The organism is Acinetobacter septicus, assembly GCF_019355975.1.
In the GTDB taxonomy this organism is placed as follows: Bacteria; Pseudomonadota; Gammaproteobacteria; order Pseudomonadales; family Moraxellaceae; genus Acinetobacter; species Acinetobacter ursingii.
Genome location: NZ_CP079898.1, coordinates 2552393 through 2566355 on the forward strand (window position 1 = coordinate 2552393; position 13963 = coordinate 2566355).

Consider the following 13963-nt stretch of genomic DNA (forward strand, 5'->3'; position numbering starts at 1 on the left):
TATCTCAGTATTTAACTAAATATTAAACACGTTCGATAATGGTCGCGATACCTTGACCTAAACCGATACACATGGTCGCAAGACCAATTTGTGTATCTTGCTGTTCCATCACGTTCAACAGAGTTGTAGTGATACGCGCACCAGAACAACCCAATGGGTGACCGAGTGCAATTGCACCACCATTCAAGTTAATGATGTCTTGTTTATCATAAACGCCTAAGCCTTTCATGACTGATAAGCCTTGAGCAGCGAATGCTTCGTTTAACTCGATAGTTTGGATGTCTGCCATGGTTAAACCAGCACGTTTAAGGGCTTTTTGCGTTGCTGGTACTGGACCATAACCCATGATTGCAGCATCACAACCTGCAATCGCCATTGAACGAATCACGGCACGTGGTTTTAAACCAAATGCTTGAGCGCGTTCAGCAGACATGAGCAACATTGCAGAAGCACCGTCTGACAGAGCAGAAGACGTTGCCGCTGTCACTGAACCACCTTTAGGATCAAACACTGGTTTCAATGCTTGGAATGCTTCAAGGTTAGCATCAGGACGAATCACTTCGTCGATGTCACACAGGATTTTGAAACCATTAGCATCATGACCTTCAACACCTACGATTTCGTTTTTGAAACGACCTTCTTGTGTTGCAGCCCAAGCACGGCGGTGAGATTCAACACCGAATTTGTCCTGTTCTTCACGGCTAATGCCATTCATACGGCCTAACATTTCAGCTGTTAAGCCCATCATGTTAGAGGCTTTGGCATAGTGTTTAGAGGCTTCTGGGTTAAGGTCGATGCCGTGCATCATCCCAACGTGGCCCATGTGCTCAACACCACCGATGATGAAAACATCACCTTGGTTGGTTGCAATTTGTGCAGCAGCCGTGTGGATGGCCTGCATAGAAGAACCGCAAAGACGGTTAACGGTTTGACCGCCCGCAGTCTTTGGAATGTCAGCCAATAAACCAATATTACGAGCAATGTTCATCCCTTGCTCTAAAGTCTGGTTGACACAGCCCCAGATGACATCTTCAACTTCATTGGTATCAAACTGGTTACGAGCAACCAGTGCACGTACTAATTCAGCAGATAAACTGTCGGCACGTACATTGCGGAACATACCGTTACGTGATTTGCCCATGGCAGAACGAACGCCATCAACAATCACAACGTCACGTGGATTTAAAGTAGCCATTCACGTCGCTCCTTAACCGTAGAATTTTTTGTTGTTAGCAGCCATGTCACGCAACATTTGTGGCGCTTCATAAGCCTTACCTAAGTGTGCATATTTGTCGCAAAGCGCAACGTATTCAGCAACACCAGTCTGATCGATATAACGGCATGGACCGCCACGGAATGGAGGGAAACCTACACCCATGATCATCGCCATATCTGCTTCAGAAGCAGTGGCAACGATATTGTCTTCTAAGCAACGAACGGTTTCGTTACAGAAAGTCAGCATCATACGGTCAATGATTTCTTGGTTATCAAACTCGCGTTTTTCACCAGTAATGAAAGGGGCAATGATTTCGTAAGCTGTTGGATCAACAGTTTTCGCTTTCTTGCCTTTCTTATCTAACACGTATTTGTAGAAACCAACGTCATTCTTTTGACCTAAACGTTTTGCTTCGTACATCGCTTCGATCGAACCTTTGTAGTCTGGCTTCATACGGTCTGGGAAACCTTCAGCCATGACTTCTGCGCCATGAACACCTGTATCGATACCCACCACGTCGATCAAGTATGCAGGACCCATTGGCCAACCGAATTTTTCCATGACTTTATCGATTTGCTGGAAGTCAGCACCATCTTTAAGCAATAGATCAAATGCACCAAAGTAAGGGAACAACACACGGTTCACCAAGAAACCTGGGCAGTCGTTTACAACGATTGGGGTTTTACCCATTTTCTGAGCCAGCACTACAGTAGTAGCAACTGCTTCTTCAGAGGTTTGTTCACCACGAATCACTTCAACCAATGGCATCATGTGAACTGGGTTAAAGAAGTGCATACCCACAAAGTTTTCAGGACGTTTAAGCGCTTTGGCTAAACGAGTGATTGAAATGGTTGAGGTATTCGATGCAATAATCGTGTTATCACGGACTTTAGACTCTGTGTCCGCCAAAACTGCTTCTTTGACTTTTGGATTTTCAGTTACCGCTTCGATCACGATATCGACTTCTTTAAACTCGTCATAGCTTAAAGTTGGGCGGATACGCGCTAAAGTTTCACCCATTTTTGCAGGAGTAAGCTTTTTGCGTTCTACTTGTTTGGTAAGTAAGCCATTGGCCTCTTTCATACCGAGTGCAAGTTGGGCATTACCAATATCTTTCATGATAATTGGGGTGCCTTTGCTTGCCGCTTGATAGGCAATACCGCCGCCCATGATCCCAGCGCCAAGAACCGCAGCCTGATTGACTGGGTGTGCACCTTTCTCATGTTGTTTAGAGGCTTTTTTTACGATCTGATCATTTAAGAATAGACCGATTAGTGCTTCAGCTTGTGGGGTGATCGCCGCTTTTGCAAAACCTTGCGCTTCTGCTTTTAGTGCATCATCACGACCTAAGCTTGCGCCTGCTTGTAAGGAATCAAGCATCAGTTTAGGGGCAGGGTATTGTGCAGGATTCGCTTTTGCCAGAACTGCGCCCTTCGCCGTATTAAAGGCCATCATTTGTTCAAGTGGATTTAACTTGATTGGATCAAGTTTTTCCTGACGTTTTGCTTTCCAGTCTAAACGACCCGCAATTGCTTGTTTCACCAAGTCAATTGCCGCTTCTTGTAGCTTGTCAGCCGCAACCACAGCATCTACCGCGCCATCTTTGAGTGCAGCAGCAGGCTTTTTCGGAGCAGCCATCGCTATCCATTCAACTGCATTGTCGATACCAATTACGCGGCTTAAACGCACTGTACCGCCAAAGCCAGGGAAAATACCGAGCTTGATTTCTGGTAAACCGACCTGTGCTTGTTCTGACATCACGCGATAGTCACAGACCAGACACATTTCAAAACCACCGCCCAATGCCATACCATTAATGGCAGCGACTTTAGGGATGTTTAAATCTTCAAAACTGCTAAAAATTTCATGTACAGGCAATGACCATTCAACAATGGCTTGTTCACCTTGCGCAAAATTTTGTCCAAACTCGGTAATATCTGCACCAACGATAAATGTTGATTTTGCAGAAGTGACGATTAAGCCTTTGATTTCAGCATTGGCTTTAACCGCAGCAATTGCCGCCTGAAAATCTTCAATGGTTGCACGGTTAAATTTGTTGACTGACTCACCTTGTAAGTCAAAGCGGAATTCTGCAATTCCGTCCGAAAGCATTTGGACGGTAATGGCATTGCCAGCGTGGATCATGCCTGATCTCCTTTATTTTGGAGGACTTCTACGTTGATGTGATGAAGCGTGTATGCATTTTCTGCACACAGTTATGCTCCGCTAATCTTACGATAACTATATCCAAAAACAGCATAACAAGTTGTATCAAGCCGTGACGCAAGGGTCATCTATTTTTGTTACCTGTTATTGCGCGTTTTTGTAAATAACGTTCCATAAGCATAGCTTGAGATAATGAACTTCCTGTTTCAATTCAAGTTTTTTTAATCAAACCTGTATTTTTATAATAGATTCAGTGTCAAAAAAGTAGCCCTATTTTTGTAACCATTCTGTCAAAAAGGTCAATCAAGTGAATTATTTAATTGCCAGTTTCTGGGGTAAGCTAGACTAAATTGACAAAAAATAGCTTTTTTGTCATTGCTTTTGTTAAAATCTCTCGCCGTTAGCCACTGATCAGTGGCCGATCTTGTGAGTATGATTGCTCTGAGTTTTCTATCCTTTGAAAGAGTAGCGATATGATTAAATGGATCATATTAGCGATTTTTGTGATTTCAGCTTTATATATCCAAAATCGCGGAAAAGTACGACATTCGTTTTATCGTCAATTTTTTGATCATTCTACGATATTGGCACCGATTAATTTTTTGATGTACATCTTTTCAAAAGTGCCGAATCAACCTTATATCGATACGCAGCATTTTAAAGATTTGAAAGTGCTGGATGAAAACTGGGAAATGATCCGTGATGAGGCAAAAGCCTTATATGCACAGGGTGGAATCAAGGCATCAAGTACTTATAATGACTTGGGGTTCAATTCATTTTTTAAGACAGGCTGGAAACGCTTTTATTTAAAATGGTATGACTCTGCGCATCCCTCAGCAGCTGAGTTATGTCCGAAAACAACGGCTTTATTAAAAACTTTACCCACGATTAAAGCGGCCATGTTTACTGAACTTGCGCCACATAGTCGTTTGGTACGTCATCGTGACCCATATGCAGGCTCATTACGTTATCATTTGGGTTTGATCACGCCGAATGATGATCGTTGCTTTATCGATGTTGATGGACAAATTTATTCATGGCGTGACGGTGAAAGTGTGGTGTTTGATGAAACCTATATTCACTATGCCGAAAACGGAACCGATGAAAACCGTATTATTTTCTTTGCCGATGTTGAACGTCCGCTGAAAACTCGTTTAATGGAAAAGTTTAATCACTGGTTTGGTAAAAATGTCATGACGGCTGCAAGCTCGCCGAATGAAACAGGCGACCAGACGGGAGGCTTAAATAAAGCTTTTGGTTATGTCTATCAAATTCGTTTAAAAGCCAAAGCCTTAAAAGCGAAAAACCGAAAATTATACTATTTCCTGAAATGGTTTTTGATGCTTGGCATTTTCTTCCTGATTTTTATTCGTCCTTATATGCCGCAGATCATTGAGTTCTTTCAAAAGATACTGTGAGATAAACGCCCTTAAGGGCGTTTTTTATTGATCTATTTATTAGAATTCTTTCATAATTGTTTAAATCCTCTTTATTTTTCTCCCATACGGAGAAATAAAAGAAGCTCATGAAAGAAGTCTTTTGATACATCACAAATTTTTGATCGTAGAGGATCAATCATTTGCAACGCTTTGCCCTTACACGAGGTTCATGAGAAGATAAGCCCAGATTTATATATCGCATAAAATTTTAAAGATTGATTTGTTCTTTATTGGGGAGTTTCACATGCAGACCTTTCGTTCAAAAAAAGACTGGTGGATTTTGGGTTTTATCATTGCCGCAACAGGCATTTTATTGCAAATGCTTTGGAGTATGCAGCTCAGAGGGACTTTAACGGAATATCCTGAACACGGCGTGGTCTATGCTTTAACGATTGCAATCATGTGGTGGCCTGTGCTGAACACCCGTTATATTGTGACTCAAGATCAGTTGATTATTCACAGTATGTTTTTAAAATGGACGATTTCACGAAGTCAAATTCAGCAGATTACTCCAACCCATAATCCATTGTCTTCTCCTGCCTTATCACTGGATCGACTCAAGATCGATTATCAAAAAGATGGGAAAACCAAATCTGTATTGATTTCACCAAAAAATAAGCAGAAATTTATCGAAGCCCTACAGTCGGATCGTTCTCATCATTAAAACCCTAAGTCTCTTTTTCTTGGTGAAAATGTTGCTCTAACAGCAAACAATCATATAAATGCTTGAAAAGAGAATGTTTGAGCACAACATACACTGATGTAGCCAAAGGAAAGCCAAGACATAGTGAATTCAACCGCGCGCCCACATATTGAAAAAATTCTTGCTCACATGACCCAATTACCCGGCGTTTATAAAATGCTGGGTAAAGAGGGTGAACTCTTGTATGTAGGCAAAGCCAAGAATTTAAAAAATCGGGTGTCGAGTTATTTTGTCAAAACTATTGAACATCCGAAAACTCAGGCCTTGGTGGCGCGTATTTATAATATTGAAACACTGGTCACCCGTTCAGAAACTGAAGCCTTACTACTCGAACAAAACCTGATCAAACTGCATCGCCCGCCCTACAATATTATGCTGCGCGATGATAAATCCTATGTGTACATTTTTGTCTCGGCAGATAAACCTTATCCACGGATTGCCAGTGGACGCGGTAAAGGCAAGCATCAAGTCGGCAAATTTTTTGGACCGTATCCGAGTGCCTATAATGCTCGGGATACTTTATTGGTGCTGCAAAAGCTGTTTAATGTGCGTCAGTGTGAAAATAGCTTTTTTTCACAACGTAAACGCCCCTGCCTGCAATATCAGATCAAACGCTGTACTGCGCCTTGTGTCGGTTTGATTTCTCCACAGGAATATAAGGAAGATGTGGATAACTCCATTCGTTTTCTACAGGGTGATACCCGCGAGCTCAATCAGGAACTGATTGCGAAAATGGAGCAAGCGGCAGAACAGCTTGAATTTGAAAAAGCGGTCTTTTATCGTGATCGTCTGGCGTTGCTACGTGAAGTTCAGGCACAGCAAGCGGTATTTAAAGTGAAAGGTGAGGCCGATATTCTGGCGATTGCCCATCAAGCGGGTGTGACGTGTGTGCAAATCATGCATGTCCGTAATGGTCGAATGTTAGGGGGTAAAAGTTACTTTCCAGATATGCTCAGTGATGATCTGGGACAAATGCTGAGTGACTTTATGGCTAACTTTTATTTTCAGGTCGCCGATGAAGTTCCGAGTGAGTTAATCATTAATGTCGCATTGCCTGACAGTAAAGAGTTGGAACAGGCGCTCCATACCGAATTTGAGAAGAAAGTACAGATTAAACATAATGTCCGTGAAACCCGTGCCGAGTGGTTAGAATTGGCACAAATGAATGTGCAGCATGCCATTAAAGGGCAACTCAGTAATCATCTGGAACTGAATGAGCGTTTTCACCAATTAGAACAAGTGGTGGGACGACCGATTGATCGGATTGAATGCTTTGACATCAGCCATACCATGGGTGAAGCCCCCATTGCATCTTGCGTGGTGTTTGATCAGGGTGGAGCGCGTAAGCGTGATTATCGTCAGTTTGCGATTCAGGATATCACGGGCGGTGACGATTACGCAGCCATGCGCCAAGCCTTAACACGCCGATATAAAAAGCATTTATTGCCAGATTTACTCTTGATTGATGGGGGTAAAGGACAACTGCATATGGCGATGCAGGTGATGCAGGATTTACAACTGGATGCCTTTATGGTGGGCGTATCTAAAGGGGAAGGGCGTAAACCCGGACTTGAAACTTTACATTTTACTGATGGCACCAAAATTCAATTACCTGAAGATCATAAAGCATTGCATTTGATTCAACAGGTGCGGGACGAAGCACATCGTTTTGCGATTACCAAACATCGCGCTAAACGTGATAAACGCCGTGCAGGTTCAGTATTAGAAGCGATTCCCGGGCTTGGACCCAAACGTCGCCGTGATTTATTGACACACTTCGGTGGGATTCAGGGCGTACTCAAAGCCTCGGAAAAAGAGCTGACTTTGGTTCCGGGGCTTGGTCCAGCAATGGCACGAACCATTTATAAAATTTTGCATGAATAATTTTCGATTACTTTTTAGCAATAACGATCCTGTTTTAAGAGTGACCAAAATGCTCAATGACTTATGCGTCAATGATCATTTACATCTATAAAAAAGCATCACACTATGTGAAAGATCAATAAACTGGAAAAATAACATGTCACTTACACGGTTATTTCGTGAAATTGAACAACAGGAATGGATTGATTTACCAGAGGGTTGGTTACAGGGTCGCACGATTTTTGGAGGTCTGGCCGCAGGCGTTTTGATGCATAAAGCACTATGCACCATTGGGGATGAAAGCAAGCGTTTATTGAGCTGTAGTATTACTTTTGTCGGGCCAGTACAAGCGGGGAAAGCACGTATAACCGCTGAAATTTTGCGTCAGGGCAAGTCGGTCACTACACTTGAAGTACGCCTATGGCAGGAAAATGCGGTTCAAAGTATTTTGATTGCGAGTTTTGGTACAGATCGTGAGTCGAGTATTCGTGTGCGTCAGGAGCCTGTGATCCCTGCTTATCCACTCGCGGATCAGTTAGCACCTTTACCTTTTGCTAAAATGATGCCTGAGTGTTATCAACATTTTGACCTGCGCTGGGCCGAAGGGAAATTTCCAATGATGGGAAGTCCAAGTCCAGATTTTGGTGGATGGGCAAGGTTTTCACCTGAAGAGCAAGCCAATCGTAAAATGACACTGGCAGATTTTGTCACACTGACTGATATCTGGCCACCCGGTGTTTTGAGTATGTTTAAGACACTTGCACCAGCAAGTTCACTGACTTGGCACATCACGTTTATTCATTCTTTAAAAGAGCAATTACACGACTGGTTTAAATATAAAGTAGTAACTGAATATGCTGAGCATGGATATGCGACAGAACAGGCTTATGTCTGGAATGAACAAGATCAATTACTGGCGATTTGCCGTCAGACGGTTACTGTATTTGCCTAGTCGACACTGTTGGGTATTTCGTATAAAGTTGGGCGTAGAAAATATTTTGCCTTATCTGAAATGTTGCATCGCCTTGTGGCGGCAATGAGGGGACTAAACTGGCGATGTCTATGACAACAGGACGCATCCTGAATATCCCGAACATTTTAACACTTGCACGTATCGCATTGATTCCAGTTTTTTTATTGATTGCTTATTGGCCCCCTGCAATTGGGATCAATGAACATGAGGGGAGCTTTTTTAGGCATCTTATTTTGACTGCAATCTTTGTGCTCGCTGCAATTACCGACTGGTTTGATGGTTATCTGGCTCGTGCACTCAATCAAAGCTCTGCTTTTGGACGTTTTTTAGATCCCGTTGCAGATAAATTGATGGTGGCAGCAGCCTTGATTGTACTGGTGCAATGGCAACCCACGATCGCAATGGCCTTTGCTGCGATTGTGATCATTTCCCGTGAAATTACCGTGTCTGCCTTGCGTGAGTGGATGGCTGAATTAGGGGCAAGAACCAACGTTGCGGTTTCAACCGTAGGTAAATATAAAACTGCCTTTCAAATGATTGCGATTAGTGTATTTTTACTGAATTGGCAGCCGCTTGAATTACTGGCTTATGCATTGTTATATACAGCGGTGATTTTAACCTTATGGTCGATGTTTATTTACTTAAAAGCGGCATGGCCGTATCTGAAACAGCCTTAAGCATTTAAAGCCTTTCTGATGAAAGGCTTTTTTAACGAAACATCTAATGTCGTGCAAGAATCGGGTCGTCAGGGTCGATGCTTTGATTTACAGTAAAACTGAATACAGGAGTGTTGATGATGAAAAACGTATCCTCCAGCCAGTTTACTGTGATGGCAAGCATGATTGAATATGCCTACCAGCATTTTGATGACCAACCTAGTCTGGAACAAATGGCTGCAAGGGTGGGTTTAAGCCCGAGCTATGCACAGCGCCAGTTTCAGGAATGGGTTGGCATTAGCCCTAAAAAATTTGTGCAATACTTGAGTCTGCAACGCGCCAAAGCCTTATTAAAACAGCGCCATAGTATTTTGGAAACTGCACTGGAAACTGGACTGTCAGGTACTGGACGTTTGCATGATTTATTTGTACACATTGAAGGGATGACACCCGGAGAATATAAACAACAAGGGCAATCTCTACGGATTATTTATTCGATAGAAGCAACGCCGTTTGGTGAGATTTTCATTGCAAGTACAAATAAAGCCATTTGTTCAATTCAGTTTTTATCAGATGCATTGACTGATTTGATAGCACTTGATGAATTGCAGCAGCGCTTTGCGTTGGCTGAGTTTCAACAGCAATCTACTGAACTTCATCAGCAGGTTAGTGCATGGTTCCAGCATGATTTTAAGTCTAATTTGCAGCAAAAAATTCCACTACGTTTGCAGGGGACGCCTTTTCAGCTCAAAGTTTGGGAAGCACTGTTAAAGATTCCAGAAGGCCAGTTGAGCAGTTATCAACAGATTGCCGAGCAAATTGGCCATCCCAAAGCGGTTCGTGCAGTGGCCAGTGCCGTCGCGCAAAATCCAATCGCGTATTTAATCCCATGCCATCGTGTGATTCGATCTACAGGTGTGATTGGTGAATATCATTGGACTCATGCACGTAAACTGGCACTGTTGTCATGGGAAATGGCAAAACAGGAGCAAGCGGTATGACGCTGGATTTATTTGCTCCAGAACCACAAATAAATTTGCTGCCTTATGAGGGGGAAGTGCAGGATTATGGTCTATTCCTCAACCCTGAACAGGCTGAATTTTATTTTCATTATTTGCTTGAACATTTGCCATGGCGGCATGATGAAGCCAAACTTTATGGAAAACATTTTATTACCCCGCGTAAAGTCGCATGGTATGGCGATGCACATTATCGCTATGCTTATTCAGGGGTAATGCGTGATTCCTTGCCGTGGGATGAGCAGTTATTTTTACTCAAGCAGAGTATTGAGCAATTGCTTGGCGAGCAGTTTAATTCTTGTCTGGCCAATTTATATGAAGAAGGGACACAGGGAATGGCGTGGCATAGTGACGGTGATATGTCTTTGGCGGAACAAACCACGATTGCCTCATTGAGTTTAGGCGCCACTCGAAAGTTTTGTTTTCGGCATATCAGTACCAAAGAAAAAATTGAAATGCTGCTGCAATCGGGGCAGCTCATTGTCATGCGGGGTGTCACTCAACAGCACTGGCAGCATGCGATTATGAAGTCACAAAAAATTTTGCAGCCCCGTATTAATTTAACCTTTAGACAGTTTTTGCTTTAAATCATTATACGAGACGTTTTAACTATGGGTTTCTTCATCTTCTAGTGTTTTGGCAATTTTGTCGATATTTAAACTTTTTGCCATCGCATCAAAGATGTCTTTATACGCCCCCATCTGTAAATACAACTGTTCGTGTTCACCATGTTCCACAATTTCACCATCCTGCATCACATAAATATAATCGGCATCGATAATTTGCGACAAGCTATGGGAAATCATAATCACAGTACGACCTTGTTTAATTTCATCCAGACTTTGTTTAATTTGCTCAGTGGCAATCGCATCTAAACTCGCTGTCGGTTCATCCAGAAAAATAATCGCTGGATCTTTTAGAAACATCCGTGCCAGTGCGATACGTTGTTGTTGTCCACCTGAAAGCATCAGTGCATCCGTATCATAACCTTGTGCCAAATGACTGATTTGTTCATGAATAGAGGCTTTTTTTGCCGCAACAATCACTTCATCCAGACTGGCATTCATTTTGCCATAGCGGATATTGTCCAGAATCGAACCCTGAAAAATATGATTTTTTTGCAGTACTAAACCAATATGATCACGTAAATAGTGCGTATCGATCTGATTGAGATTGACTCCATCCAGTAGAATTTCGCCTGATTCAGGCAGATAAAATTTATCGAGTAAACTAATCAACGTAGATTTTCCCGCACCCGATAGTCCGACTAACGCCGTAATTTTATTTGGCTGTATCAGCATATTGATGTTTTTTAATGCCTGATGCCCATTTTCATAACTAAAATTGACCTGTTTAAGTTCAAATTGTCCGTGAATGATCGGTTTGAGATGACCACTATCTTCAATTTCGTCATCGGCATTTAAAATTTGAAAGAAACTTTCTGAATAAATCATGGCATCATTCACTTCATCATAAATGCGATGTAGTGAACGAATCGGGGCAGAAACATTATTGAACAATAAAATATGGTACATGATCATTCCAATACTCATTTGTCCTGCCAGAACAAAATAAGAAGTCAGGATAATAATCAGCACAATACCAATCTGTTCAAGAAAAGTTTTGACGCCATCAAATATAAAACTGGTCTGACGGGTATGCATTTGATTGTCAGTCAAATCGCGCTGTAGCTTAAGTTGTTTTTCGGCTTCTATTTCTTCACGATTAAATGATTTAATCACGGTAATCGACTGGATAATGCCTAAAATGCCCTGACTCTTTTTTTCACGACCATCGCGTAAACGACGTCGCCATCCCCCCAGTTTTTGTGCCTGCTTAAAGGTTAACCAGAAATAAATCGGGACAATCATTAATGCGACTAGGCCAATCCAGAAATTGGCGTAGAACATCAGTCCTAAAGCAATAATCGCACTGGTAAATAGTGGTAAAATATCAATAAAGAAAATTTGTACCAGACGCGTTAGTGAACCGATGCCCCGATCGATACGGGTTTGTAATTTACCCGCCTGATTTTTTTCCTGATTAAAAAAAGTCAGGCGATACGTCAGAAACTTCTCAATAATGCCTTGAGCCAAATCCTGTGAAACATAAATACGCAGTTTTTCACCGTAATATTTTTGTCCAAATTGAACTAAGGCATTGAGGATTTCTTTCCCCAGTAAGATCGCTGAAATCGTGGCTAAAATCATCCAGCCTTCATTGAGTCCTTTTCCTGCTTCGACCAGTGCATTAATCCGATCAACTGCATATTGCAGAGTGAGCGCATTGACCTGAGCCGTGAGTGCGCCAATCAACGTTAAAATGAGCGTGGCGATGACCAGTAGCCGATAAGGTCGTACAAAAGGGCGTAGTTGTTGAAAAAGGTGCCAGAAATTCATGTGGTGTTTATTGTTGTATGGCTTAGAGTCAATCTACATTAGCTTCAGTCTAAAAAGCAAAAATAAGATGTTCAAGAGGGTGTTATGTAACAAGAAAAAAGCCCATGAGATCAACATGAGCTTTTTACTCTGAGGAGGAGTGTCTTCGGATGAAAACGACTTAATTTCATGGAAAATTAAGCTTTAATGAAGAACAATTTCATTATATGAGAATTTGATCGAAATTTCAAACATCGCTGCTATGGAAAATAAATGAAATTTTCATATCGTGTTAAATCAAGCTATTGGTTGGGTTCCGTTCATTTTGTGAAAGCGTCAGAAACTTATGTTCAATTTGAGCAGCATTACTTTTTAAAATTTCAATCAATTTCTCGATATGAATAAATTCAAAACGATTTTTTGAGGCCACAATGGTGAGTGCTAAAGGCGACTCTTTATTGGTGGACAGCTTAATCGGCACAGATAAACCTGACACATTAGGATCAAGTTCGCCGTGAGATAAATAAAACCCTTGTTTTTTTATTTTTTTCATACGAGCCAGAAAACTGTCTTCATCCTGCGCAAATCCAACCTCAGCCAGTTGTGTTGCAAAACGTTGATAATAATCCTGAATTTGGCGTTTTGGGAGCTGAGCAATAATCACTTTAGGTGACGAACCCATATATACCGGTCGTGGACAACCACGCCCATAGGAAAGTAGATCGGTATTGCGAAACACTTCATGATGCAAATCAATACAATAATCACGATTGAGATGGGTTAACAAACAACATAATTCGGTACGTTCGGCGATATCCTTCATAAACGGACTGCTGATTTGCACCAGTGGGTCAGTGGTGCGCGAGATATAGTCCAAGACCGCAATTTTTGAACCGAGGGTGTAATCACCTGATGTCCCACTGATGCGCTGTAGAATATCGGCAGAAACCAGTTCTTTTAAATAACGATAGCTGGTCGGTTTGGACAGACCTAGTTCATCGCAAATATGATCGACATTAATCACAGGCCGTGATACCGAAAATAAATCCAGAACCGTTAAAATTTTGCCAAAGCTTGAAAGCGCCATGATTACCTACTTTGCTAAAGAACCATCAGAAACACGTGCGGAATTATCTGTTATAACAAATTGCGACACACCTTGCAGTCTAAATTAGTCAGCGTTAATTAATTGATCTCATCAAAAAACGACGCTGAACCAAGCTTAAAATACAATTAATTATCATAATAAGATATTTTGTTGACTATTTTTTGTTTTTTTGCCAAAATTATCCAAATAAAATATCCAATGAAGAAGTTTTCATCAAGTCAAATGCACGCTGTGAAATTTTTTCATCCATCTGTGGTTCATCCTTAACCAATGTTTTGACTGCCTTTTACAACAACAGGTAAAAGCCGTAGTTCTAAACGCTTGTTGAGCGATAATCTGATTATAAAATGATCTTTCTGAACTGAGTGTAAACCAACGTTTACAGCAGATTGTGGCTGTTGTGTGATTGAAAAAAAGCATGACATCGATGGATTATGCGTAT

General features: G+C 41.7%; 11 protein-coding genes. 7 read left to right on the forward strand and 4 right to left on the reverse strand.

Going from position 1 to position 13963, the window contains the following annotated elements; genetic code table 11:
- Nucleotides 1–22: 22 nt before the first annotated feature.
- Nucleotides 23–1195, reverse strand: a complete 1173-nt coding sequence (gene fadA, locus I6L31_RS12135) for an acetyl-CoA C-acyltransferase FadA (protein WP_004991718.1) — start codon at nt 1193–1195, stop codon at nt 23–25.
- 12 nt (nt 1196–1207) lie between these two features.
- Nucleotides 1208–3361, reverse strand: a complete 2154-nt coding sequence (gene fadB / locus I6L31_RS12140) for a fatty acid oxidation complex subunit alpha FadB (protein ID WP_005001148.1) — start codon at nt 3359–3361, stop codon at nt 1208–1210.
- Nucleotides 3362–3855: 494 nt separating this feature from the next.
- Here fadB and lpxO point away from each other — a divergent pair, with 494 nt between their 5' ends.
- The 7 genes from lpxO (at nt 3856) to I6L31_RS12175 (ending at nt 10622) form a co-directional block, all read left to right on the forward strand.
- Entirely contained in the window at nt 3856–4800 is a 945-nt protein-coding gene (lpxO, locus tag I6L31_RS12145; protein WP_004991713.1) for a lipid A hydroxylase LpxO, read from the forward strand.
- Between the two features lie 265 nt (nt 4801–5065).
- Complete coding sequence (locus I6L31_RS12150) at nt 5066–5485, forward strand: PH domain-containing protein (protein WP_005001151.1); 420 nt, start codon at nt 5066–5068, stop codon at nt 5483–5485.
- Nucleotides 5486–5608: 123 nt separating this feature from the next.
- Complete coding sequence (uvrC, locus tag I6L31_RS12155) at nt 5609–7408, forward strand: excinuclease ABC subunit UvrC (RefSeq protein WP_005001152.1); 1800 nt, start codon at nt 5609–5611, stop codon at nt 7406–7408.
- Nucleotides 7409–7544: 136 nt separating this feature from the next.
- A complete protein-coding gene (locus tag I6L31_RS12160) occupies nt 7545–8339 on the forward strand; it encodes a thioesterase family protein (RefSeq protein WP_005001154.1) in 795 nt (264 codons plus the stop codon).
- A 110-nt stretch (nt 8340–8449) separates the two neighbouring features.
- Complete coding sequence (gene pgsA, locus I6L31_RS12165; RefSeq protein ID WP_010588585.1) at nt 8450–9037, forward strand: CDP-diacylglycerol--glycerol-3-phosphate 3-phosphatidyltransferase; 588 nt, start codon at nt 8450–8452, stop codon at nt 9035–9037.
- Between the two features lie 119 nt (nt 9038–9156).
- Nucleotides 9157–10017, forward strand: a complete 861-nt coding sequence (locus I6L31_RS12170) for a bifunctional transcriptional activator/DNA repair enzyme AdaA (protein WP_005001156.1) — start codon at nt 9157–9159, stop codon at nt 10015–10017.
- The gene (locus tag I6L31_RS12175) at nt 10014–10622 is read left to right on the forward strand and encodes an alpha-ketoglutarate-dependent dioxygenase AlkB family protein (protein WP_005001158.1); all 609 of its coding nucleotides are present in this window, start codon (nt 10014–10016) and stop codon (nt 10620–10622) included. Before I6L31_RS12170 ends, I6L31_RS12175 begins: the two co-directional genes overlap by 4 nt.
- An 18-nt stretch (nt 10623–10640) precedes the next feature.
- On the opposite strand, the gene I6L31_RS12180 is transcribed toward I6L31_RS12175, so the two are convergent.
- Both I6L31_RS12180 and I6L31_RS12185 read right to left on the reverse strand, forming a co-directional pair.
- Nucleotides 10641–12434, reverse strand: coding sequence for an ABC transporter ATP-binding protein (locus tag I6L31_RS12180; protein WP_005001162.1), 1794 nt, complete (start codon nt 12432–12434; stop codon nt 10641–10643).
- 271 nt (nt 12435–12705) lie between these two features.
- Complete coding sequence (locus tag I6L31_RS12185) at nt 12706–13500, reverse strand: IclR family transcriptional regulator (protein WP_005001165.1); 795 nt, start codon at nt 13498–13500, stop codon at nt 12706–12708.
- Nucleotides 13501–13963 lie beyond the last annotated feature (463 nt).

What these genes read in the sequence shown, in the direction of transcription:
- I6L31_RS12150 (WP_005001151.1), top strand. Translation starts at nt 5,066, where the DNA reads ATGCAGACCTTTCGTTCAAAAAAAGACTGGTGGATTTTGGGTTTTATC.
- I6L31_RS12170 (WP_005001156.1), top strand. Translation starts at nt 9,157, where the DNA reads ATGAAAAACGTATCCTCCAGCCAGTTTACTGTGATGGCAAGCATGATT.
- fadA (WP_004991718.1), bottom strand. Translation starts at nt 1,195, where the DNA reads ATGGCTACTTTAAATCCACGTGACGTTGTGATTGTTGATGGCGTTCGT.
- fadB (WP_005001148.1), bottom strand. Translation starts at nt 3,361, where the DNA reads ATGATCCACGCTGGCAATGCCATTACCGTCCAAATGCTTTCGGACGGA.
- I6L31_RS12185 (WP_005001165.1), bottom strand. Translation starts at nt 13,500, where the DNA reads ATGGCGCTTTCAAGCTTTGGCAAAATTTTAACGGTTCTGGATTTATTT.
- I6L31_RS12175 (WP_005001158.1), top strand. Translation starts at nt 10,014, where the DNA reads ATGACGCTGGATTTATTTGCTCCAGAACCACAAATAAATTTGCTGCCT.
- pgsA (WP_010588585.1), top strand. Translation starts at nt 8,450, where the DNA reads ATGACAACAGGACGCATCCTGAATATCCCGAACATTTTAACACTTGCA.
- I6L31_RS12180 (WP_005001162.1), bottom strand. Translation starts at nt 12,434, where the DNA reads ATGAATTTCTGGCACCTTTTTCAACAACTACGCCCTTTTGTACGACCT.
- I6L31_RS12160 (WP_005001154.1), top strand. Translation starts at nt 7,545, where the DNA reads ATGTCACTTACACGGTTATTTCGTGAAATTGAACAACAGGAATGGATT.
- lpxO (WP_004991713.1), top strand. Translation starts at nt 3,856, where the DNA reads ATGATTAAATGGATCATATTAGCGATTTTTGTGATTTCAGCTTTATAT.